The sequence below is a fragment of the Streptomyces sp. P9(2023) genome, assembly GCF_032436795.1.
In the GTDB taxonomy this organism is placed as follows: Bacteria; Actinomycetota; Actinomycetes; order Streptomycetales; family Streptomycetaceae; genus Streptomyces.
Genome location: NZ_JAUPWM010000013.1, coordinates 101,736 through 123,822, shown reverse-complemented (window position 1 = coordinate 123,822; position 22,087 = coordinate 101,736). Strand labels below are relative to the sequence as shown.

General features: G+C 72.1%; 24 protein-coding genes. 11 read left to right on the top strand and 13 right to left on the bottom strand.

Going from position 1 to position 22,087, the window contains the following annotated elements; all coding sequences use genetic code 11:
* Positions 1 to 33 precede the first annotated feature (33 nt).
* Positions 34 to 534, bottom strand: coding sequence for a pyridoxamine 5'-phosphate oxidase family protein (locus Q5762_RS19430; RefSeq protein WP_315893423.1), 501 nt, complete (start codon positions 532 to 534; stop codon positions 34 to 36).
* Positions 535 to 850: 316 nt separating this feature from the next.
* Between Q5762_RS19430 and recA the strand changes: the two genes are divergently transcribed.
* Entirely contained in the window at positions 851 to 1,984 is a 1,134-nt protein-coding gene (gene recA, locus Q5762_RS19425; RefSeq protein ID WP_315893422.1) for a recombinase RecA, read from the top strand.
* A 4-nt stretch (positions 1,985 to 1,988) separates the two neighbouring features.
* Positions 1,989 to 2,555 carry a recombination regulator RecX gene (gene recX, locus Q5762_RS19420; protein ID WP_315893421.1) on the top strand — a complete coding sequence of 189 codons (567 nt, stop codon included), beginning with the start codon at positions 1,989 to 1,991 and terminating at the stop codon, positions 2,553 to 2,555.
* A 755-nt stretch (positions 2,556 to 3,310) separates the two neighbouring features.
* Here the strand turns inward: recX and Q5762_RS19415 are convergent.
* The 8 genes from Q5762_RS19415 to Q5762_RS19380 form a co-directional block, all read right to left on the bottom strand.
* A complete protein-coding gene (locus Q5762_RS19415) occupies positions 3,311 to 3,754 on the bottom strand; it encodes a rhodanese-like domain-containing protein (protein ID WP_315893420.1) in 444 nt (147 codons plus the stop codon).
* Positions 3,751 to 4,290, bottom strand: coding sequence for a cysteine dioxygenase (locus Q5762_RS19410; RefSeq protein ID WP_315893419.1), 540 nt, complete (start codon positions 4,288 to 4,290; stop codon positions 3,751 to 3,753). Before Q5762_RS19410 ends, Q5762_RS19415 begins: the two co-directional genes overlap by 4 nt.
* Before the next feature lie 89 nt (positions 4,291 to 4,379).
* Positions 4,380 to 4,427 (bottom strand): hypothetical protein, encoded by a 48-nt coding sequence (locus tag Q5762_RS19405; RefSeq protein ID WP_366479264.1) that lies wholly within the window; start codon positions 4,425 to 4,427, stop codon positions 4,380 to 4,382.
* Between the two features lie 71 nt (positions 4,428 to 4,498).
* The gene (locus tag Q5762_RS19400; protein ID WP_315893418.1) at positions 4,499 to 6,217 is read right to left on the bottom strand and encodes an FAD-dependent monooxygenase; all 1,719 of its coding nucleotides are present in this window, start codon (positions 6,215 to 6,217) and stop codon (positions 4,499 to 4,501) included.
* Positions 6,218 to 6,380: 163 nt separating this feature from the next.
* Positions 6,381 to 7,310 carry an amino acid ABC transporter permease gene (locus tag Q5762_RS19395; RefSeq protein WP_315893417.1) on the bottom strand — a complete coding sequence of 310 codons (930 nt, stop codon included), beginning with the start codon at positions 7,308 to 7,310 and terminating at the stop codon, positions 6,381 to 6,383.
* Positions 7,307 to 7,954 carry an amino acid ABC transporter permease gene (locus Q5762_RS19390; protein ID WP_315893416.1) on the bottom strand — a complete coding sequence of 216 codons (648 nt, stop codon included), beginning with the start codon at positions 7,952 to 7,954 and terminating at the stop codon, positions 7,307 to 7,309. The genes Q5762_RS19395 and Q5762_RS19390 overlap by 4 nt, the downstream gene beginning before the upstream one ends.
* Before the next feature lie 88 nt (positions 7,955 to 8,042).
* Positions 8,043 to 8,960: a glutamate ABC transporter substrate-binding protein gene (locus Q5762_RS19385; protein ID WP_315893415.1), complete on the bottom strand. Its 918-nt coding sequence runs from the start codon at positions 8,958 to 8,960 to the stop codon at positions 8,043 to 8,045.
* A 63-nt stretch (positions 8,961 to 9,023) separates the two neighbouring features.
* Positions 9,024 to 9,809 (bottom strand): amino acid ABC transporter ATP-binding protein, encoded by a 786-nt coding sequence (locus Q5762_RS19380; RefSeq protein WP_315893414.1) that lies wholly within the window; start codon positions 9,807 to 9,809, stop codon positions 9,024 to 9,026.
* Between the two features lie 263 nt (positions 9,810 to 10,072).
* Between Q5762_RS19380 and Q5762_RS19375 the strand changes: the two genes are divergently transcribed.
* The gene (locus Q5762_RS19375; RefSeq protein ID WP_315893413.1) at positions 10,073 to 10,777 is read left to right on the top strand and encodes a response regulator transcription factor; all 705 of its coding nucleotides are present in this window, start codon (positions 10,073 to 10,075) and stop codon (positions 10,775 to 10,777) included.
* Between the two features lie 15 nt (positions 10,778 to 10,792).
* Positions 10,793 to 12,190 carry a HAMP domain-containing sensor histidine kinase gene (locus Q5762_RS19370; RefSeq protein ID WP_315893412.1) on the top strand — a complete coding sequence of 466 codons (1,398 nt, stop codon included), beginning with the start codon at positions 10,793 to 10,795 and terminating at the stop codon, positions 12,188 to 12,190.
* Positions 12,191 to 12,310: 120 nt separating this feature from the next.
* On the opposite strand, the gene Q5762_RS19365 is transcribed toward Q5762_RS19370, so the two are convergent.
* Positions 12,311 to 13,309 (bottom strand): TAXI family TRAP transporter solute-binding subunit, encoded by a 999-nt coding sequence (locus tag Q5762_RS19365; RefSeq protein ID WP_315893411.1) that lies wholly within the window; start codon positions 13,307 to 13,309, stop codon positions 12,311 to 12,313.
* Positions 13,310 to 13,358: 49 nt separating this feature from the next.
* Complete coding sequence (locus Q5762_RS19360) at positions 13,359 to 14,240, bottom strand: LysR substrate-binding domain-containing protein (RefSeq protein ID WP_315893410.1); 882 nt, start codon at positions 14,238 to 14,240, stop codon at positions 13,359 to 13,361.
* A 233-nt stretch (positions 14,241 to 14,473) separates the two neighbouring features.
* Here Q5762_RS19360 and Q5762_RS19355 point away from each other — a divergent pair, with 233 nt between their 5' ends.
* Genes Q5762_RS19355 through Q5762_RS19330 form a run of 6 tightly spaced genes read left to right on the top strand, consistent with a single transcriptional unit; the run spans position 14,474 to position 20,113 of the window.
* The gene (locus Q5762_RS19355) at positions 14,474 to 15,667 is read left to right on the top strand and encodes a four-carbon acid sugar kinase family protein (protein ID WP_315893409.1); all 1,194 of its coding nucleotides are present in this window, start codon (positions 14,474 to 14,476) and stop codon (positions 15,665 to 15,667) included.
* Positions 15,664 to 16,692 (top strand): 4-hydroxythreonine-4-phosphate dehydrogenase PdxA, encoded by a 1,029-nt coding sequence (gene pdxA, locus Q5762_RS19350; RefSeq protein ID WP_315893408.1) that lies wholly within the window; start codon positions 15,664 to 15,666, stop codon positions 16,690 to 16,692. Before Q5762_RS19355 ends, pdxA begins: the two co-directional genes overlap by 4 nt.
* A 58-nt stretch (positions 16,693 to 16,750) precedes the next feature.
* Positions 16,751 to 17,485: a hypothetical protein gene (locus Q5762_RS19345; RefSeq protein ID WP_315893407.1), complete on the top strand. Its 735-nt coding sequence runs from the start codon at positions 16,751 to 16,753 to the stop codon at positions 17,483 to 17,485.
* The gene (gene miaB, locus Q5762_RS19340; RefSeq protein ID WP_315893406.1) at positions 17,482 to 19,002 is read left to right on the top strand and encodes a tRNA (N6-isopentenyl adenosine(37)-C2)-methylthiotransferase MiaB; all 1,521 of its coding nucleotides are present in this window, start codon (positions 17,482 to 17,484) and stop codon (positions 19,000 to 19,002) included. The genes Q5762_RS19345 and miaB overlap by 4 nt, the downstream gene beginning before the upstream one ends.
* A 51-nt stretch (positions 19,003 to 19,053) precedes the next feature.
* Positions 19,054 to 19,395, top strand: a complete 342-nt coding sequence (locus Q5762_RS19335; RefSeq protein WP_315893405.1) for a hypothetical protein — start codon at positions 19,054 to 19,056, stop codon at positions 19,393 to 19,395.
* Between the two features lie 10 nt (positions 19,396 to 19,405).
* Positions 19,406 to 20,113 (top strand): class III extradiol dioxygenase subunit B-like domain-containing protein, encoded by a 708-nt coding sequence (locus tag Q5762_RS19330; RefSeq protein ID WP_315893404.1) that lies wholly within the window; start codon positions 19,406 to 19,408, stop codon positions 20,111 to 20,113.
* A 103-nt stretch (positions 20,114 to 20,216) separates the two neighbouring features.
* Here the strand turns inward: Q5762_RS19330 and Q5762_RS19325 are convergent, their stop codons facing one another.
* Entirely contained in the window at positions 20,217 to 20,555 is a 339-nt protein-coding gene (locus Q5762_RS19325; RefSeq protein ID WP_315893403.1) for an antitoxin, read from the bottom strand.
* 54 nt (positions 20,556 to 20,609) lie between these two features.
* On the bottom strand, positions 20,610 to 20,918 hold the full coding sequence (locus Q5762_RS19320; RefSeq protein WP_315893402.1) for a hypothetical protein: 309 nt from the start codon (positions 20,916 to 20,918) through the stop codon (positions 20,610 to 20,612).
* A gap of 182 nt (positions 20,919 to 21,100) precedes the next feature.
* On the opposite strand from Q5762_RS19320, the gene miaA reads away from it, so the two are divergent.
* Positions 21,101 to 22,039 (top strand): tRNA (adenosine(37)-N6)-dimethylallyltransferase MiaA, encoded by a 939-nt coding sequence (miaA, locus tag Q5762_RS19315; protein ID WP_315893401.1) that lies wholly within the window; start codon positions 21,101 to 21,103, stop codon positions 22,037 to 22,039.
* Positions 22,040 to 22,087 lie beyond the last annotated feature (48 nt).

Here is a 22,087-nt window from a genome sequence, read left to right as displayed (position 1 = left end):
GATAGGCGGGCGAGGGCGGCGGGATGCCCCTGTTCAGGCGCGTCGACGCTCCTCACGCGCGCGTACCAGCTCCTCGACCGCGCTCGGGAGGGTCGTCTCGAAGTCGATCAGCTTCGCCCAGGTCGGGGTCACGACGATGCGGACCATGCCGTCGGAGTAGAGGGAACGGATCTCGGCCTCCCAGGTGACCCGCTGCTCGGGCGTCATCACGTAGGTGCTGTTCGCCTGGAGGAACTCGTCCGGGATGCCCTCGACGAGGTCGAGGTCGGCCCGGCCGCGGATGAGCAGGATCTTCGGCGGGTGCACCTCGGTGTCGATCGTCAGGGCGACCGCCGGGTTGTCGCGGAGGGCCGACAGCTTGGGGGCGTTGGGCGGTGTGCACATGACGACTTCCGAGCCGTTCCAGGCGAAGCCGATCGGAACGGCCCGGGGTGTGCCGTCCTGGGCCACGTACGCCAGCCGGGTCACGTCGCGGGCCAGCAGCTCCCGGCTGAGCGGACGGTTCAGGACCTCGGTGACGTCGCTCGGTCGCACGATCGGATCCACCTTCCCAGGGTCGTTCGCCAGTCCCTCCAGCTTAGGAGCGATCGGGAGATCGGGCCGGGAAGGGACGGGTGCGGGAGGACCGCTGACGGCTGCCTGCCGACGCACCTCGTCCGGTGGCCGCCGGTCCGCGTGGTGCGCTTGACACCAAAATCGAACATCCATTCTTATGGGGTTCCGGCCCTTGGAATCGCGGGGTTGTGGGCGAGTTATCCACAGGTCGGAGGGACGCCGGGGCCCATTGTCAGTGGCAGGGGTTAGCGTCTTTCACATGAAGCGATCGACTCAAGCAAACCGGGTGGAACCCATGGCAGGTACCGACCGCGAGAAGGCCCTCGAAGCCGCGCTCGCTCAGATTGAACGGCAATTCGGCAAGGGTGCCGTGATGCGCATGGGCGACCGCACCCAGGAGCCGATCGAGGTGATCCCCACCGGCTCGACCGCCCTCGACATCGCGCTCGGCGTCGGCGGCCTGCCCCGCGGCCGTGTCGTGGAGGTCTACGGCCCGGAGTCCTCCGGTAAGACGACCCTGACGCTGCACGCCGTCGCCAACGCCCAGAAGACCGGCGGCCAGGTCGCCTTCATCGACGCCGAGCACGCCCTCGACCCCGAGTACGCGAAGAAGCTCGGCGTCGACATCGACAACCTGATCCTGTCCCAGCCGGACAACGGCGAGCAGGCCCTCGAGATCGTCGACATGCTGGTCCGCTCCGGCGCCCTCGACCTGATCGTCATCGACTCCGTCGCCGCGCTCGTCCCGCGCGCGGAGATCGAGGGCGAGATGGGCGACTCGCACGTGGGTCTCCAGGCCCGACTCATGAGCCAGGCCCTCCGGAAGATCACCAGCGCGCTCAACCAGTCCAAGACCACCGCGATCTTCATCAACCAGCTCCGCGAGAAGATCGGCGTGATGTTCGGCTCGCCGGAGACCACGACCGGTGGCCGCGCCCTGAAGTTCTACGCCTCGGTGCGTCTCGACATCCGCCGGATCGAGACCCTCAAGGACGGCACGGACGCGGTCGGCAACCGCACCCGCGTCAAGGTCGTCAAGAACAAGGTCGCGCCGCCCTTCAAGCAGGCCGAGTTCGACATCCTCTACGGCCAGGGCATCAGCCGCGAGGGCGGCCTGATCGACATGGGCGTGGAGCACGGCTTCGTCCGCAAGGCCGGTGCCTGGTACACGTACGAGGGCGACCAGCTCGGCCAGGGCAAGGAGAACGCCCGTAACTTCCTGAAGGACAACCCCGATCTCGCCGACGAGATCGAGCGGAAGATCAAGGAGAAGCTGGGCGTCGGCGTCAAGCCGGCCGCCGCTCCGGCGGCCGAGGCGGGCGCGGACGCGACGGGCGGCGCGGAGGCGGCCGCCACGGAGGAGACGGCCAAGTCCGCCCCGGCGGCCAAGGCCACCAAGGCGACCAAGGCCCCGGCGGCCAAGGGCTGAGCCCATGACCGGTCGCACCGAATGGCCGGGCGACAGCCCCGACTCGTCGAGGGCCGAGAAGGAGCTGTCGCCCCAGGATCCGGCTGAGCGGGCGCGGGCGATCTGCCTGCGCCTGCTCACCGGGACCCCCCGTACGCGCAAACAGCTCGCCGACGCCCTGCGCAAGCGCGAGATCCCCGACGAGGTCGCCGAAGAGGTCCTCTCCCGCTTCGAGGACGTCGGGCTGATCGATGACGCCGCCTTCGCAGACGCGTGGGTGGAGTCCCGGCACCTCGGGCGGGGCCTCGCCCGCCGGGCCCTCGCCCGCGAGCTGCGCACCAAGGGCGTCGACCCCTCGCTCATCCAGGACGCCGTGGGGCAACTGGACTCGGAGCAGGAGGAGATCACCGCGCGCGAGCTCGTCGACCGCAAGCTCCGCGCCACCCGCGGCCTCGACCGGGACCGCCGGCTGCGCCGCCTCGCGGGCATGCTCGCCCGCAAGGGATATCCGGAGGGCATGGCCCTCCGCGTCGTCCGCCAGGCCCTGGAGGCCGAGGGCGAGGACACGGACGGGCTGGACGAGCCCTTCTAGCCACGAGTGGCGGTGCCGAACAGGGGACGGCGCCGCCGCGAGGCCCATGCCCGCCGAAGGGGCGCCGCGCCTGGCGCGGCCGGCGGCGCACAGCCCGGGAACGCGGGAGCCCGGGCGAGCCCGCACCGCACCGCATCGGATTGGCCGCCGCCCCGAGCCCGGTCGGCCCCGAGCCTGCGCGGCACCCGAGCCCAGGCCACCCCGACCCCGCGCGGCACCGGCCCGGCCGCCGCACCGAGCCCGGTCGCCCCGAGCCCCCACTGAGCCGCACCGGCCCGTCCGCCGCCCCGAGCCCGGTCGGCCCCGAGCCTGCGCGGCATCGGAGCCCGGGCCGCACCGAGCCCGCGCGCTCACCCGGGCCCGCGCGGCACCGGCCCGGTCGGCCCCGAGCCCAGTCGGCACCGAGCCCGCACCGCACCGCATCGGCCGGGCCGCCGCCCCGAGCCCGGTCGGCTCCGAGCACGCGCGGCACCCGAGCCCAGGCCGCCCCGACCCCGCGCCGCACCGAGCCCAGGCCACCCCGACCCGCGCGGCACCGAGCCGGGGCCACCCCGAGCCCGCGCGGCACTGGCCCGTCCGCCGCACCGAGCCCGGTCGCCCCGAGCCCCCACTGAGCCGCACCGGACCCACCGCCGCGTGGCACCGAGCCCCACTGCGCCGCACCGGGCCGACCGCCGCACCGAGCCCGGGCTCGCCCCGGGCCCGCGCGGCACCCGAGCCGGCCGCCCCGTTGCGTCCCGTGCGGTGCGTACCCGCTAGGGGGTCGTTCCGGGCAGGAGGATCGGTAGGCCGGCTGTCTTCCAGGCCTGGAAGCCGCCGATCACGTCCGTCGCGCGGTGCAGCCCCAACTGCCGTAGGGAGGCGGCCGCGAGGGAGGACGCGTAGCCCTCGTTGCAGAAGACCACCACCCGCAGGTCGTGGCTGTCCGCCTGCGGCGCGCGGTGGCTGCCCGACGGGTCGAGCCGCCACTCCAGTTCGTTGCGCTCCACGACCAGCGCCCCGGGGATCAGCCCGTCCCGCTCGCGCAGCGCCGCGTACCGGGTGTCGACCAGCAGCGCGTCACCCGCCTCGTACGCCTCATGGGCCGTCCGCGGGTCGATCCGGTCAAGGCCGGACCTGACCCGCTCCAGGAGTTCGTCGATCCCCACCCGCTCGCCTGCCCTTGCCCCTGCCGCTGCCCTTGCCTCGTGCTCGCTCACTGCCAGTCCTCCGGACGCTCGACCTGCTCAAGACGGAGCACCGCGCCCGACCGGCTGAAACGCCGGATCAACGGGAGCGGCGGATAGTACGCGTGGACCGAGACGGCATGCGTGTCAGGGGACTCGTTCAGCACCTCGTGCACATGGTGCTGCCCGAACGCGCGGCCCTTGCCCGCCGCCAACCGCCGCCCCCGGTCGACCCCGTCGGCCAGTTCCAGGGTCTTCCAACCACCGGACGGCAACCTCACCGCGAGGGAGTTCTCCCGCAGCGTGCCGCGCGCCGTGGTGAACGCGCCCTGCGACTCGGCGTGGTCGTGCCAGCCCGTGCCCGTGCCGGGCGGCCAGCCGATCAGCCAGGCCTCGCTCCCGCCGGGCCCGTCGAGCCGTACCCAGGTACGGCCCTCGGGGTCCAGGGGAAGGGAGTCGATCAGTTCGTCGTCCGCCGCCGTCCGCCGGACGAAGTCCAGAAGGTCGGCGGCCGTGGGCGCGGCGCCGGCGGAGGAGACGACAGGGGAAGGTGAGACATGCTCGGGCACGGAGGACCGTCCTGGGAGTTCGCGGGAGAGCGCGCGACGGCACGCCGACAGCGGTCGGCGGCGAGGGTCACGCGAAGGGAGGGGCGAATTCAGCAGGACGGGCGACACACGCAGCCCGCGAAACGGAGGAGATCCATATGGACCCTCCGCCACAGGCGCACGTCGGTGTCGGTCACGCTCCGGAGTACACCATGCGCGCCCGTGAGGGTCAATTGATGTCCGCGGTGCGGTCGGTCTTCTCGGGCGCCGCCTTCACGGGAGCGACCCCGGCCGCCTTGCCGGAGACCCCGGAGACCCCGGAGACCTCCGAGACCGGCGCGGCCTCCGCCTTCCCACCACGCGTCGCGTCCGCCGCCGCGTACAGCTCGTCCGGCCGGACGCCCCCGAAGGAGGCGACCAGGTGCCCGTCCGGGCGTACCAGCAGGACGGTGTGGGCCACCGCGCCCGGGTACGCCTCCGTCACCAGCAGCTCCGCCTTCACCGGCAGGGCCTGCACCGCCTCCGCGAGCCGCGGCATCACGCCCGCGCTCATCCAGTGCCGCCGGTCCCACACCCCTGTCCCGGGCGCGACGAGCACCACGAGCAGCCGCCCCCGGCCGAGCCGGTCCCGGAGCCGTACCGTCGTGCCGTCCGGCGCCGTCACGCGTACGTCCTCCACCGGCGCGCCCGCCCCCGTGCCCACCGCGCTCCGTGACGCCCCGGCGTCTTCGGGCGCGAGGGGGGAGTGCGGGTACGCGGGGGGCGCGCCCAGCGGGCCGCGCCCCAGGTGACCATCCGTCAACAGGGCGTCGTGGCTGCGGGAACCGCCGGGCAGATACGTCCGCAGGCCCCCGCCGCCGCGCAGCACCGGAAGGGACTGGTCGGCCGCCCGCAGTCGGGAGGCGACGGCGGCCCGCCGCTCGCTCTGGTAGCTGTCGAGCAGCGTGTCCGAGGCCCCGTGGTGCCAGGCGTACGCGAGCTTCCAGGCCAGGTTTTCGGCGTCCCGGAGCCCCTCGTCGAGGCCCTGCGTACCGACCGCGCCGAGCAGATGCGCCGCGTCGCCCGCCAGGAACACCCGGTCCACCCGCCAGCGGCGCGCGAGCCGGTGGTGCAGCGTGTGGACACCGGTGTCGATCAACTCGTACGGCGGAGTCGTCCCGCCGCACCAGCCGGCCAGCGTGTCACGGATCCTGGTGACGAGCGCGTCGGGGGTGACGAGGTCGCCGCGCGGCGGCAGCAGCCAGTCGATCCGCCAGACCCCGTCCGGCAGCGGGCGGGCCGTGACCTCCTCGCCGCCGCCCCGCCACGGCGGCTGACGGTGCAACAGGGCCTCGCCGGGCCAGGGGAGTTCGGTGCGCAGCGCGGCCACCGCGTGCCGTTCCACCGCCGTACGCCCCGGGAACCGGATCGAGAGCAGCTTGCGCACCGTGGAGCGGGCGCCGTCGCAACCGACCAGATGGCTGCCGCGCCACCAGGTGCCACCGGACGTGGCCCCGGGGCGGCGGGTGTGCGCGGTGACCGCGCGGGCGTCCTGCTCGATCGTGTCGAGACGGGCGTCGGTGACGAGCTGGATCAGCTCCTGTCCGGCGATCGCGTCGCGCAGCCCGCGCGCGAGGGCGTGCTGCGGGATGTGCAGGGGAGCCGCCGGGCCCCCGTCGTCACTCTCCGTGTCGCCGAGCCCGAGGCTGAGCTCGATGTGCCTCATCTGTTGCTTGCGACGCATCGAGCGCCAGCCGACCCATCGGACCCCTTCGTCACGCAGGGTGGCGCAGCCGAGCCGCTCGACCATCGCGGCCATGTCCGCGCGCAGCACGACCGTACGGGCGGGGCGCGGATCCTCTTTGCCCGGGCCCTCGTCGAGGACGACGCTGGGTACTCCCTGCGAGGCCAGGGCAAGGGAGAGCGCGAGGCCCACGGGCCCCGCGCCGACGACGATCACCGGGTCCACGGCGCGGCTCCTGAAGGCCGTTCGGTCATGCGGATAGCACAGCGAAGTGTGGCGCGAGCCCGGTGCGTGATCACAGAACGTATGCAACCCATTGCGGGTGCTTGCGTCAAGCGACGGGGGCAGCGGCGCGACCGCCACTGCCCCCGGATGATGTCACATACTGTCAGTTCTTCGAGATACCGGGCCCGTCGGACCCGTCGCCCGCGCCGCCGACGGTGTTCCCGTAGGCCCCGCCGACCTCGGCGCTGAGCACGACGTCCTGCGCAGCCGCGGCGGGGACCAGGATCCCCGTCTTCGCGCGCCGTCCCCGCTTCTCGATCCAGGTGGCGAGCGCCGAGAGCGCCAGGCACAGCGCGATGTAGATGATGCCGAAGACCACGATGGTGGAGACGTACGGGTACTGGCCGTTGACCTGCGTGTTGGAGGCGATCAGCCGGGCCGAGTAGAGCAGCTCGGGGTAGAGGATCACGAAGCCGAGCGAGGTGTCCTTCAGGGTGACGACCAGCTGGCTGATGATCGTCGGCAGCATCGCCCGGACGGCCTGCGGCATCAGGACGGTCGTCATGACCTGCGTCTTGCTCATGCCCAGGGCGTACGCGGCCTCGCGCTGCCCCTTGGGCACGGAGTTCACGCCGGCGCGCAGGATCTCGGCCTGGACGCAGCCGTTGTAGATCGACAGGCCGATGGCCAGCGCCCACATCGAGTAGTCGACCAGGAAGGCGACCCACACGGCGTAGATCGTGATCAGCAGCGGGATCGAGCGGAAGATTTCGATGAAGCCGGTGGCTGCCACACGGACCGGCGCGCGGTCCGAGAGCCGGGCGACGGCGAGCAGTACACCGAGGACGAGCGAGCCGACCGCCGCGAGACCGAAGGCCTTCAGGGTGGCGAGCAGGGCGTCGGCGATGTTCTGCCGGATGCCCGCGTAGTTGAAGATGTCCCACATCGCGGGGTCGAGGTGACCCTTGTCGGCCAGCCGGATCACGCTCACCGCGAGCAGCGCGAGGATGGCGACGGTGCCCACGACGGCGTAGATCCGGTTGCGGACACGCGCCTTGGGGCCCGGGGTGTCGAAGAGAACGCTGGCACTCATCGGGCGACCTCCATGCGGCGCTCAAGGAGACGGAAGATCCCGCTGATGGTGAAGGTGACGACGAGGTACGCGGCGGCCACCCACGCGAAGATCGGGCCGATGGCGTAACCCTGCTCGCTCATCAGCGTCTGCCAGCCGAAGAGTTCGGTGACACTGAACGCGCCCGCGATGGCCGAGTTCTTGGTGAGCGCGATGAAGATCGAGCTCAGCGGGGGCAGGACGGTCCGGGTGGCCTGCGGCAGCACGATCATCCGCAGCGTCTGCGCGAACGTCATGCCCAGCGAACGGGCGGCTTCCGCCTGACCGATCGGCACCGTGCTGATGCCCGAGCGGACGGCCTCGGCGACGAACGAGGAGGTGTAGAAGCCGAGCGCGAGCGAGCCGAGCACGAAGGGGCTCATGCCCGGGAACAGGATCTCCGGGATGACGAAGAACGAGACGAGGAAGAGCAGCGTCAGCGGGGTGTTGCGCAGCAGCGTGACCCAGGCGGTCCCGAAGAAGCGCAGCGGCGGGACGGGCGAGACCCGGAAGCCGGCGACGATGATGCCGAGGACCAGCGCGAGGACCGAGCTGACGGCGGTGATCGACACGGTTCCTATGAAGCCGTCTCGGAACTCCGGGAAATGGTCGAGCAGTACGTTCATGAGGTCTCCGCGTCGGCGGTCAGCGGCTTACGGGCAGGAGGAGGGGCGCCCCGTACTCCCGTACGGGGCGCTCGACTTCAGGCGAGGATCAGTAGCGGACGAGCGCCGGCGGCTCGATGTAGTCGGAGCCGGACAGACCCAGGGTGGCCTCGTAGATCTTCTTGTACGTGCCGTCCTTGGTGTACTTCTCAAGGATGTCGCTGATCTTGTCGCGCAGGACCTTGTCGTCCTTGTTCATGCCGATGCCGTAGGGCTCCTCGGTGAACGGCTTGCCGACGACCTTGAGCTTGCCGGAGTTGGCGGCGGCGTAGCCCTTGAGGATGGCGTCGTCGGTGGTGACCGCGTCGACCTGCTTGGTGAGCAGCTGCTGCACGCAGTCGGAGTACTTCGCCAGCTCGGTGGTCTGGGCGCCGTACTCGGGCTTCTTGATCTCCTGCAGCGGGGTGGAGCCCGTGATGGAGCAGACCTTCTTGCCCTTGAGGGTGGTCGGACCGGTGATCGCGGTCTCGTCCTTGCGGACCAGGAGGTCGGCGCCGGCCTTGTAGTACGGACCCGCGAAGCCGACCTGCGCCTTGCGCTTGTCGTTGATCGTGTACGTACCGACGTAGTAGTCGACCTGGCCCGTCGAGATCGCCGTCTCACGGAGCTTGGAGTCGACGGTCTTCCACTCGATCTTGTCCTCGGTGAAGCCGAGCTCCGCTGCGACCATCTTGGCGATCTCGACGTCGAAGCCGGAGCGCTCCTTGGTGGCCTGGTCCTCGAAGCCGAGGTAGGGCTGGTCGGCCTTGGAGCCGATGACCAGCTTGCCGCGCTTCTGCGCCTCCTTGAAGGTCGGCGAGTCCAGCTTCACGTCGGTGGCGACGATGTACTTGGGGAGCTGCGGGGCGCTCGAATCGCCGGGCTTCACGGCGGGCTTGTCGCCGGCCGAGCCCTCCTTGCCACCACAGGCGGTCGCGGTGAGCGCGAGCACGGCGACGGCCACGGCCGCGGACTTGCGGAGCTTCATGGTGAACATCCCTTGATTCGTGGGTTGTTGATCGGCAGGGTGAATCATGCGGGCTGACCGTCGTCAGTGGTGCAGGATTTTCGAAAGGAAGTCCTTGGCCCGGTCGCTTCGCGGGTTGCTGAAGAACTGGTCCGGCGTGGCCTGTTCGACGATCTTGCCGTCCGCCATGAACACCACGCGGTTGGCCGCGGAACGCGCGAAACCCATCTCGTGGGTGACGACGACCATGGTCATGCCGTCGCGCGCCAGCTGCTGCATGACCTCCAGGACCTCGTTGATCATCTCGGGGTCGAGTGCGGAGGTCGGCTCGTCGAACAGCATGACCTTCGGGTTCATCGCCAACGCGCGTGCGATCGCCACGCGCTGCTGCTGACCGCCCGAGAGCTGCGCCGGGTACTTGTCCGCCTGGGTGCCGACACCCACCCGGTCGAGCAGTGCGCGGGCCTTGGTCTCGGCGGCCTTCTTCTCCGTCTTGCGGACCTTGACCTGGCCCAGCATCACGTTCTCGAGCACCGTCTTGTGCGCGAAGAGATTGAAGGACTGGAAGACCATGCCGACGTCGGCGCGCAGCCGGGCCAGCTCCTTGCCCTCCTGGGGCAGCGGCCGGTCGTCGATCGTGATGGTGCCGGAGTCGATCGCCTCCAGGCGGTTGATGGTGCGGCACAGTGTGGACTTACCGGACCCGGAGGGTCCGATGACGACCACGACCTCGCCACGGGCGATCGTCAGGTCGATGTCCTGGAGCACATGCAGCGCGCCGAAGTGCTTGTTCACGTTGGACAGTACGACCAGGTCGCCCGCCGCCGGTACGGCGTCTTCCGAGCCCTTGGTCACTGACACTCCGCTCATCGGCTTTTGCTCCGTCCTCCTCGGTTGGGGAGGACACTAGGCATGCCGTGGGATGACCGTCATTACATCTGAGCGGAAATTGAGGATAACGATACGGCCTCATCCGGACACAGTGCGTGAAGGGGGCCTGCGGTGGCGTACCGGGTGCATAACGGAAACCCCCGGGTCACAGGGGGACACTTGACTGTGACGGTGACCATCGGCGTTCATGCCCTGGTACACAGAAAGCCATCGGGCCATCACGAAGCCACCGGAGGGGGGCCATGAGACTCCTGCTCGTCGAGGACGACGATCACGTAGCCGCGGCCCTGTCCGCCGTACTGGCGAAGCACGGCTTCATGGTCACGCATGCCCGCAACGGCGAGGAGGCGCTCCAGGCGGTGCTGCCCGCCGCGCACGGGGAGCGTCCTTCCTACGGGGTGATCCTGCTCGACCTCGGACTGCCCGACCAGGACGGATACCAGGTCTGCGGCCGGATCCGTAAGCTCACCAGCACCCCCGTGATCATGGTGACCGCGCGGGCCGACGTACGTTCCCGGATACACGGCCTGAACCTCGGGGCCGACGACTACGTGGTGAAGCCGTACGACACCGGAGAACTGCTCGCCCGGATCCACGCCGTCAGCCGCCGCACGGCTGCGGGCGACGAGGCCGGCTCGGCCGGCGAGGGCGCCGCGCTGCGGCTCGGCTCCGTCGTCATCGAGCTGCCCACCCGCCGGGTCAGCGTCGACGGCGCGCCCGTGCCGCTCACCCGCAAGGAGTTCGACCTGCTCGCCCTGCTCGCCCAGCGGCCCGGCGTGGTCTTCCGGCGCGAGCAGATCATCAGCGAGGTCTGGCGCACCAACTGGGAGGGGACCGGACGCACCCTGGAGGTGCACGTGGCCTCCCTCCGCTCCAAGCTCGCGATGCCCGCCCTGATCGAGACCGTGCGCGGCGTCGGCTACCGCCTGGTCGCCCCGGCCGCCTAGCAGCCCGGCAGCCACGTGCGCACACGTCTCCTCCCGCTCCTCCTCGTCCTGATGGCCGGGGTGCTCCTCGCCCTCGGCTTCCCGCTCGCCGCCAGCCTCGCCGCGGCCGAGCAGCAGCGCGTGATCGTCGACCGGCTCGACGACTCCGCGCGCTTCGCCGCGCTCGCCCAGTTCGTCAACGAGTCCGAACCCTTCGTCGACGAGCGCCGCACCACCCTGCGCGGCGAACTCGCCAGCTACCACGACGTGTACGGCATTCGGACGGGCATCTTCTACCGCGACAACGGGGCCATGGCCGCCGCGCCCGAGGACTGGGTCGTCCCGTACGAGGGTGAGGGCCGCCGCGCCTTCAACGAGGCCCTGCTCGGGCGCCGCAGCCACGACCCGCCGCAGGTGTGGCCGTGGCAGCCGCAGGCCCGACTGACGATCGCCTCGCCGGTCGTACGGGACGGGGACGTCATCGCCGTCGTGGTCACCGACTCGCCCACCGGACAGATGCGCTCACGCATCCTGACCGGCTGGCTGATCATCGCGGCCGGGGAGTCCGCCGCGATGCTGCTCGCGGTCGGCGCCGCCTTCCGGCTCACCGGCTGGGTGCTGCGGCCGGTTCGCGTCCTCGACGCGGTCACCCACGACATCGCCACCGGCCGGATGAAGTCCCGGGTCGCCGCGGCCGGCGGACCGCCCGAACTGCGCCGTCTGGCCCGGTCGTTCAACGAGATGGCCGACAACGTCGAAGAAGTCCTGGAGCAGCAGCGGGCCTTCGTCGCCGACGCCTCGCACCAGTTGCGCAACCCGCTCTCCGCGCTGCTGCTTCGTATCGAGCTGCTCGCCCTCGAACTCCCCGAGGGGAACGAGGAGATCGCCTCCGTCCGTACCGAGGGCAAGCGGCTGGCCGAGGTCCTCGACGACCTGCTGGACCTCGCGCTGGCCGAGCACGCGGCCGCCGATCTGCGCCTCACCGACATCGGCGCGCTGGTGGCCGAGCGGATCGCGGCGTGGCGGCCGCTCGCCGACGAGAAGGGCGTACGGCTCGGTGGGGAGCGGCGCGCGGTGACGGCGTGGGCGGACCCGGTGGCGCTCTCCAGCGCGCTCGACGCGGTGATCGACAACGCGCTGAAGTTCACCCCGGAGGGTGGGGAGGTCACGGTCGCCGTGGCCTCGCAGGGCGACACCTGCACGATCGTGGTGGCGGACGGCGGCCCTGGGCTCACCGACGAGGAGCTCGACCGGGTCGGAGACCGCTTCTGGCGCAGCAACCGCCACCAGAACATCAAGGGCTCGGGGCTCGGCCTGTCGATCTCCCGGGTGCTCCTGGCTGCGGGCGGCGGCTCGATCGCCTACGCGCCGAACGAGCCGCACGGGCTGCGGGTGACGGTCACGGTGCCGAGGACGGGGCCGCAGGGGCGGTGAGGGCGGCTGGGCGCCTCGGGCCCGGGTGCTTTTGAGCCGGGCGCTTTGACCCGGGTGCTCTTGATCCGGGTGCTCGTGACCCGGGTGCTCTTGACCTGGGTGCTCGTGACCCGGGTGCTTCTACGGCTTCACGGAGCGGTAGTAGCGGCGGGCGCCCTCGTGGAGGGACAGGGGCTCCGTGTAGATCGCGGTGCGCAGGTCCACCAGCTGCGCCGGGTGGACCTGGCTGCCGATCCGGTCCCGGCTTCTGATCACCGTCCGGGTGAAACCCTCCACCAGCGCCGGATCCGCCGCGTCCGTCGTCACCAGCAGGTTCGCCACGGCCAGCGTCTCCACCGGCTGACCGTCCTGCGCCAGGGCGTAGGCGTCCGCCGGAATCTCCGCCGAGCGGTAGTGGCGCGTCGACTCGCCCACGTCGTGGACCTTGTCCACCAGGGTGCTCTCCATCGAGACCAGCCGTACCGGAAGGCGCTCGGACAGCGCCTGGACCGCGCTGGTGGGCAGACCGCCCGACCAGAAGAACGCGTCCAGCCGCCCCCGCTCCAGAAGGCCCGGCATCGTGTCGATGCCCGCCGAGACCGGCTCGACGTTCTTGCCGGGCGTGAGACCGCCCGCCGCGAGGACCCGGTCGGCGATGAGCCGCACGCCGGAGCCCTCCTGCCCGACGCCGACCCGCAGCCCGCGCAGATCGGCCACGGACCGCACGGGCGAGTCCTTGCGGACGACGAGCTGGACGTAGTCGTCGTAGAGCCGGGCGCTGCCGCGCAGCCGGTCGTGGCCGGGCTTGCGGTCGCGCTGGTACTGGGCCACGGCGTCGGCCGTCGCAACGGTGAAGTCCGCCTCGCCCGAGGCGAGGCGCGCCAGGTTCTGCTGGGATCCCTGGCTGTCCTTCAGCGTTATCGAGACGTCCGGCAGATCGGTCGCGAGCGCCTGCTGCAGCAGCTTGCCGTACCGCTGGTAGACCCCGGTGGGGACGCCCGTACTGAACGTGACGTTGCCGCTCGGCGCCGGTGTACCGAACGGAACCAGCCACCACACCAGCAGCCCGCACACCACCAGAAGCACCGCCGACACCGGGAGCAGGCGGCGGCGGGCGGATCGGGAGAAGGAGGCGAGCATGGCGCGATCCTGCCAGTTCGATCCCCGCCCTGGCCAGGCCGTACGGGGATCAAAGCCCTTCGGCCTGGCCCCGCAGCCAGCTGAGCAGGGCGGCGATCCGCTGGTCCTGCTCGGGCGGCCGCCGGCTGAGCAGGTGGTACCCCGTGCCGTCCTCGACCAGGCCGAAGGGCGCGACGAGCCGTCCGCTCAGCAGGTCGTCGTGGACGAGTGCGTACGGGCCGATGGCCATGCCGACGCCGGCGACCGCCGCCTGGAGCGCCAGGTAGAAGTGCTCGAAGCTCTGCTCCCCGGCGGGTTCGACGCGGCGCTGCGTGATGCGCTGCCAGTCCGCCCAGGCCCGTGGTCGGGTGCTCGTGTGCAGAATCGTCACACCGACGACGTCGAGCTCCCCCGCGTACCGCCTCGCCAGCTCCGGACCGCAGACCGGACCGATGCGCTCCGGGAAGAGCGGGGAGCGGCTCACCTCCGGGGGCACGGGGAAGTCGTCGCGGCGCAGGGCGGCGTCGACGGGGTCCCGGTCGAAGGCCACGGGCCCGCCGCCCGCAGACAGGTGCACGGTCAGGCCGGGCACCTGGACCGCGAGGTCGGGGAGGCGGGGGATGAGCCAGCGCATCAGCAGGGTCGGCTCGCAGGAGAGCGCGAGCGGACCGCCGCGCTCGCGGCCCGAGACCTCCCGGGCCGCCGTGTCGACCTGATCGAGCGCGTCCCGGACGGCGGCCGCGAGGCGGCGGGCCTGCGGGGTCGGCCGCAGCGAGCGGGTCCCGCGCTCGAAGAGCGTGACACCCAGGGCCTTCTCCAGATTCTTGATCTGGCGGCTGACGGCGCCGTGGGTCACGTGCAGCTCCTGCGCGGCCCGGGTCATGCTCGCGTGCCGCACGGTCGCCTCGAAGGGGAGCAGCGAGTTCAGCGGGGGGAGGTCGGGCCAGCGCATGTGTGAAAACTACTCACAGGTGGGGTGAGAAGGAATCGCTTGTCCGGCGGTCTTCACGGGCGCCAGGGTTGACGGCAGTGGCGGCGGCGTCACGGCGAAGGCTCGGTGCAGTGCGGTGCGGTGCGACGCGACGCGACGCGATGCGGCTCGGCGTGGGCCGGCCGGCCCGCGGGTCGCGCTGCCGGACGCCCCGACCGACACGACTCCGAGCACGATTCCGAGGAGGACGAGACATGAGGCGTGAGCCACCAGCCGAGGCCGTGACGGGCATCGCCGTCCTCGCGGACGACCTCACGAGCGCGGGCGACGGCGCGGCGCCCTTCCGCAGGACGGGACACCGGGCGGAGGTCCTGCTGTCGGGGGCCGTCGAGCCGGACGACGCGGCGGCCGAGGACGGAGTCGTCGCCGTCGACCTCGGCAGCCGACTCCTCGACGAGGCGACGGCCGGGGCCCTGACCGCGCGGTTCGCGGCCGCGTTCGCCGGCTCCGACCTGCTGATCAAGACCGTCGACTCGACGCTCCGGGGCCATGTGGCCGCCGAGATCCGCGCGGCCCAGGCCGGTTCGGGCCGACGGGCCGTCGTCGTCGCGCCCGCCTTCCCCGCCGAGGGCAGGACCACGGTCGGCGGGATCCAGCACGTCCACGGCGTACCGGTGCACCAGACGGACTTCGCCCGCGACCCGGCCCATCCCGTCCGCACGGCCGACCTCGCCCGACTGCTGCCCGAGGCGGAAGTCCTCGAACCGGAGCGGTTCGGGAAGCTGCCGGAACTCATCGACGCGGGCGGCGTGTTCGTCTGCTCGGCGGCCACGGACGCCGAGCTCGGCCTGCTGGTGTCCTCCGTGCCCCGACCGGGCGACGTCCTCTGGGTCGGCTCCCCGGGCCTCGCCGCCGCGCTGGCCGGACACCACTCCCGTAACCCTGCGACACCTCCACCCGACGTGCCCGGCGCACGGCGTCCCCTGATCGTGGTGGGCAGCGCGCACCCGGCCACCCGGCGCCAGCTGGACCGGCTGCGCGCCCGCGAGGACGTGGGCGCGGCCGACGCTTCGGCCGCCCCGGCCGAGGTCCTCGCGGCCCTGCGCCGATCCTCCGCGCCCGTGCTCGTCGTCCACACCCCGGACGCCCGACGTGCCGACCCCGGCTCGCTGACCGGCGACCTGGCCGTCGTCGTACGGGAGTCGGTGTCGGACGGCCTGGTCGACGGACTCGTGCTGACCGGCGGGGCGACCGCGGTGGCCGCCCTCGAAGCCCTCGGCGCCGCCGGCCTCGAACTGGCCGACGAGCCCGAAGCGGGAGTCGCCCGCGGCCTCCTGCTCGGCGGCCCGCTCCGTATCCCCGTCCTGATCAAAGCGGGAGGCTTCGGCGACGACGGAACGCTCGACCGCCTCCGCCGCCTCCTCGTGGAGGGTGGGCCGACCCGATGACGCCCACGACCCCCATCGCCGTGACCATGGGCGACCCGAACGGCATCGGCCCCGAGATCACCGTCAAGGCCTACGCCGACCCACGGCGCCGTACCCCGGTCGTCGTCATCGGCGACCCGGCCGCCCTCACCCGGGCCTGCCGGACCACGGCCACCGAGCTGACCGTGCGCCCGATCGCCTCCGTCGCGGACGCGGCGCACAGCCCCGGAGTCCTGGACGTCCTCCCCGAGGGCACGCTCCCCGACGACCTGGCTCTCGGCACGGTGGACGCCCGCGCCGGAGCCGCCTCGTTCGGGTACGTACGCCGGGGCATCGAGCTCGCCCTCCGCGGCGAGGTCCGCGCCCTGACCACCGCACCGATCAACAAGGAGGCGCTCGGACTGGCCGGGCTGCCCTACCCGGGCCACACCGAGATCCTCGCCGACCTCTCAGGCACCGGCGACTACGCCATGATGATGGCCAACGAGGACCTGCGGATCGTCCTGGTCACCGTCCACCAGTCGCTGCGCACCGCGATCGACTCCCTCACCACCGCCCGCGAGCTGGAGATCATCCGGCTGACGGACCGGACACTGCGGGCCGGCCGCACCACGGGTCCCTCCGGGATCCGCCCCCGCATCGCCGTCGCCGCCCTCAACCCGCACGCCGGGGAGAACGGACTGTTCGGCCGCGAGGACCTCGACATCATCGAACCGGCCGTACGGGCCGCCCGGCGGGAAGGCATCGACGCCAGCGGCCCCTGGCCCGCCGACACCGTCTTCATGCGCGCCCGCGCGGGCGAGTTCGACGCCGTCGTGGCCCAGTACCACGACCAGGGGCTCATACCGGTCAAGTACCTGGGTCTGGAGCACGGCGTCAACATCACCATCGGCCTGCCGTTCGTCCGCACCAGCGTCGACCACGGCACGGCCTTCGACCTCGCCGGCCGGGGCACCGCCGACCACACCAGCCTGCTCACCGCCCTGCACCAGGCCGACGAGCTGGCCGCCCAGGCGCCGACTCCCGACCTCGGCCCCCGCACCTGACCTTGCAGGCCCCCGCACCTGACCTTGCAGGCCCCCGCACCCGACCCGGAGGACCCTCATGGACTTCATCTTCATGCTCACCCGTGACGACAGGACCGTCACGGACTGCCTCGACGTCCTCGACACCGTCCGGGACCTCGGCGTCGGCCACCTCGGCTTCAAAGACGTCGGAGTCGAGCCCGCCGCCCTGGAACGGCTCCACCGGCGGATCGCGGACATGGGCGCCACCAGCTACCTCGAAGTGGTCAGCACCACCCGCGACGAGGCGCTCACCTCCGTCCGTCGCGCGATCGACCTCGGCGTCGACCGGCTCATGGGCGGCACCTGGATCGAGGAGACCCTCGCCCTCCTCGCGGGCACCTCCGTCGAGTTCCTCCCGTTCGTGGGCGAACCGCTCGGCCACCCCACCCGCCTCGCCGGCGGCCCCGACCGGATCGCCGACGACTGCCGCCGGGCCGAGGCCGCGGGCTGCGCCGGCGTCGACCTGCTCGCCTACCGCGCCACCGAGGCGGACCCGCTCGACCTCGTCCGGGCCGCCCGCGCGGCCACCACGGGCCGTCTCGTCGTGGCCGGCAGCATCACCACGAGCGCCCGGATACACGCGGTGGCGGCCGCCGGAGCCGACGCCTTCACCATCGGTTCCGCCGCCTTCGACGGGTCGCTCCGCCCCGACGCGGGCACCCTCGCCGCCCAGCTCGGCGTGCCCCTCGAAGCCGCCGCGAGCGCCCCCGCGCCCGGGCCCCGGCGGATCGGGCCGGGGCTGTCCCCGGCACCGCATACCCTTGTTCCATGACCAGCAGCGACCGGAGCCAGGCAGTGGACGTCCAGCGAACCTACGAAGTACGCACCTACGGGTGCCAGATGAACGTCCACGACTCCGAGCGGCTCTCCGGTCTGCTGGAGGACGCCGGCTACGTCCGAGCCCCCGAGGGCTCCGACGGTGACGCCGACGTCGTCGTCTTCAACACCTGCGCGGTCCGTGAGAACGCCGACAACAAGCTCTACGGCAACCTCGGCCGGCTCGCCCCCAGGAAGACCACGCGCCCGGGCATGCAGATCGCCGTCGGCGGCTGCCTCGCCCAGAAGGACCGCGACACCATCGTCGAGAAGGCCCCCTGGGTCGACGTCGTCTTCGGCACGCACAACATCGGCAAGCTGCCGGTCCTCCTGGAGCGCGCCCGCGTCCAGGAAGAGGCCCAGATCGAGATCGCCGAGTCGCTGGAGGCCTTCCCCTCCACGCTGCCGACCCGCCGCGAGTCCGCGTACGCCGCCTGGGTCTCGATCTCCGTCGGCTGCAACAACACCTGCACCTTCTGCATCGTCCCGGCGCTCCGCGGCAAGGAGGAGGACCGCCGCCCCGGCGACATCCTCGCCGAGATCGAGGCCCTGGTCGCCGAGGGCGTCTCGGAGATCACCCTGCTCGGCCAGAACGTCAACGCGTACGGCTCCGACCTCGGCGACCGCGAGGCCTTCTCCAAGCTGCTGCGCGCCTGCGGCGGGATCGAGGGCCTGGAGCGGGTCCGCTTCACCTCCCCGCACCCCCGGGACTTCACGGACGACGTCATCGCCGCGATGGCCGAGACCCCGAACGTGATGCCGCAGCTGCACATGCCGCTGCAGTCCGGCTCGGACACCGTCCTCCGGGCCATGCGCCGCTCCTACCGGCAGGAGCGTTTCCTCGGCATCATCGAGAAGGTCCGCGCGGCCATCCCGCACGCCGCCATCTCCACCGACATCATCGTGGGCTTCCCCGGCGAGACCGAGGAGGACTTCGAGCAGACCATGCACACGGTCCGCGAGGCCCGCTTCGCCAACGCCTTCACCTTCCAGTACTCCAAGCGGCCCGGGACCCCGGCTGCCGACATGGACGGCCAGATCCCCAAGGAAGTGGTCCAGGACCGCTACATGCGCCTGGTCGCCCTCCAGGAGGAGATCTCCTGGGAGGAGAACAAGAAGCAGGTCGGCCGGACGCTGGAGGTCATGGTCGCCGAGGGCGAGGGCCGCAAGGACGGCGCCACCCACCGCCTCTCCGGCCGCGCCCCCGACAACCGGCTCGTCCACTTCACCAAGCCGGACCAGGAGGTCCGCCCCGGCGACGTGGTGACCGTCGAGATCACCTACGCCGCCCCGCACCACCTCCTCGCCGAGGGCCCGACGACGTCGGTACGCCGTACCCGCGCCGGCGACGCCTGGGAGAAGCGCACCACCGCGGCCGCCGCCAAGCCGGCGGGCGTCCTGCTCGGACTCCCGCAGATCGGCGTCCCGGCCCCGCTGCCCGCGGCGTCGGCCCCGGCCTGCGGTAGTCACTGACACACGCGGAAGTCACCCACAGCTGACACATCCGAAGAACGGGGGGCCGGGATGGGGAACTGGATCGTCGTCGCGCAGCGCGGCAGCGGCGACTCGTACGTCTCCGAGGTGATCCGCAGGGTCACCGGCACACGGGAGGACGCGCGGGAGGCGATGCGCGCCGCCTCGCTCACCTACCACGAGCCATGGCGCGAGAAGTCGCGCCAGGTGTACCGGTTCCCCAGCGGCGACAGCTGCCTGGTGATCGTCAGAGGGCTGATGGCGGAGACGCAGTCGACGCTGAGCATCGCCGAGCTGGTCCACGACTCGGCCGACCCCGGGATCGCGAAAGCGGCCTCGGCCGACGAGCCCCAGGACCGCGTCCCGCCCATGGACTGGAGACCGTCGCAGTAGGCTGCGGATCATGCTTGTCGCCGCAGCCGTCTGTCCCTGTCCTCCCCTGCTCGTGCCCGAGGTAGCGGCGGGGGCCGTCGGTGAGCTCGGCGCAGCCCGGACGGCCTGTGCCGACGCCGTCGGGCTGCTCGCCGCGTCCCGGCCCGACCGGCTCTACGTCGTCGGACCGGCGGACGAGGGCGCGCGCGGTACGTTCCCGGGCGGGTCGACCGGCGACTTCGCTGGCTTCGGCGTCGACCTCTCCGTACGGCTCGGCTCCGGGCCCGAGGGTGAGCGCCCGCTGCCCGCCTCGCTCGCCGTCGCCGCCTGGCTCCTCCAGCGCACCGACTGGGCCGACGCGCCCGTCGAAGGTCTCGGGGTCGGACAGCCGCTGGAGGCCGGCCGATGCGCTTCCACCGGCCGCGAGCTGGCCGCTTCGGCCGACCGCGTGGCGCTCCTGGTGATGGGCGACGGCAGCGCCTGCCGCACCCTCAAGGCCCCCGGCTACCTGGACGAGCGTGCCGCCGCCTTCGACGCGGAGGCCGCCCGGGCGCTGGGCACGGCGGACGTGGACGCCCTGCTCGCCCTCGACGAGAACCTCGCGTACGAGCTGAAGGCGGCCGGCCGGGCCCCCTGGCAGGTGCTCGCGGGCGCGGCCGAGGGCGCCGGCCTCGACGGCAGGCTGCTGTACGAGGACGCCCCGTACGGCGTCGGGTACTTCGTGGCCGCCTGGTCGTAGCGGCGACACCTCGCACGGTGGACGACGAACGGCGGACGGCCGCGGAGCATCGCGCTCCGCGGCCGTCCGCCGTACGGGAGGGACCGTCGGGTGACGTCGGGCGTCAGGCCGCCGGCGGCGGCGTCTGGCCCGGACCCGGACCCTGGCCCGGACCCTGGCCCGGACCCTGGCCCGGACTCTGACCCGGAGCCGGGCCCTGACCCGGGTCCTCGCCGGGGCCCTTCGTGTCGTCGTCCTTGTGGGCGATCCGGTCAAGGGCGCCCTTGGCCTTGCCGGTGCCCGATTCGATCTTGGAGCTGTACTTGCCCTTGGTCTTCTCGTCGACCAGCTTCGCGGCCTTGTCCAGACCCTGGTCGATCTTGGCCTCATGCTGCTGGGCGAGGCCCGAGACCTTGTCCTTGGCCGGGGCGAGCTTGGCCTTCAGCGAATCCAGGAGGCCCATGGGTCACCTTCCCTCCGGTGGGTCCGTATGCCGTGCCCTGTCGCCAGGGACCCGCTACTTCCGGGCGCTTTCGCCGGCCTCGTTGTCCGCGGCCTCGTCCGCCGACTGCTGCTTCGGAATCTCCACGACCTCGACCACCTCGACGACCTCGGCCCCAGCGGACGCGTCGTCCGCCGCGGCCCCGTCGGCCTGTTCCGTGGCGGCGCCGGTCCCGGCACCGCTCTCGGCCTCGGTGGCCTCACCGCTCGGGGCGCCGGCCTCCGCCTCCTCCGGCGCGTCCGTCACGGCGACAGCCTGGGCCTCCTCCGTCGACGCCTCGGCAGCTTCCTTGCCCTTCCGCCGAAACATTGCAAAAACGCCCATTTCCACTCCATAGCGTACTCGTGTGGGAAAAGCCCCGCGGCGCCCGGGGCGCCCTGTTGCGCCACCCGGCGCAGCCGGTACGGAAACCGGCGGTCGGAACCTCGCAACTGGCAACGAACCCGGATGCGGGTCGTTACGTCGCTCATTCGGGGACCTGTCCGGAGGTTTGCGAGACTGTGACCGTGAGAAGTGCAGCTCCCGCCCCGCGGGTCATCGCCGTCGTCGGTCCCACAGCGGCCGGAAAGTCCGATCTGGGTGTATTCCTCGCCCGGCAACTGGGCGGCGAGGTCGTCAACGCCGACTCGATGCAGCTCTACCGGGGGATGGACATCGGTACCGCCAAGCTGACGCTGGAGGAGCGCGGCGGCATCCCGCACCACCTCCTCGACATCTGGGACGTGACGGAGGCCGCCAGCGTCGCCGAGTACCAGCGGCTCGCCCGGGCCGAGATCGACCGACTCCTGGCCGAGGGCCGCACCCCGGTCCTGGTGGGCGGCTCCGGCCTGTACGTACGGGGCGCCATCGACGCCCTGGAGTTCCCGGGCACGGACCCGGCCGTACGGGCCCGCCTGGAGGCGGAGCTGGCGGAGCGCGGCTCCGGCGTGCTGCACACCCGGCTCGCCGCGGCCGACCCCGGGGCCGCTCAGGCGATCCTCCCCAGCAACGGCCGCCGCATCGTCCGGGCCCTCGAAGTCATCGAGATCACCGGCAAGCCCTTCACCGCCAACCTGCCCGGCCACGACTCGGTCTACGACACCGTGCAGATCGGCGTCGACGTGGCGCGCCCCGAACTCGACGAACGGATCAGCACGCGCGTGGACCGGATGTGGGAGGCCGGACTCGTCGACGAGGTACGCGCCCTGGAGGCGCGGGGGCTTCGGGAGGGGCGCACGGCCGCCCGCGCGCTCGGCTACCAGCAGGTGCTCACGGCGCTCGCGGGGGAGTGCACCGACGACGAGGCGCGGGCCGAGACCGTACGCGCCACCAAACGCTTCGCGCGCCGTCAGGACTCGTGGTTCCGGCGCGACCCGCGGGTCCACTGGCTGAGCGGTGCGGTGGAAGACCGCGCGGAACTCCCGCGACAGGCGCTGACGTTGGTCGAACGAGCGGTTACAGCCTGATCACGTGATGGCATCGGGACGCCATGCCCGTCATTCCAGGGGTCTCTG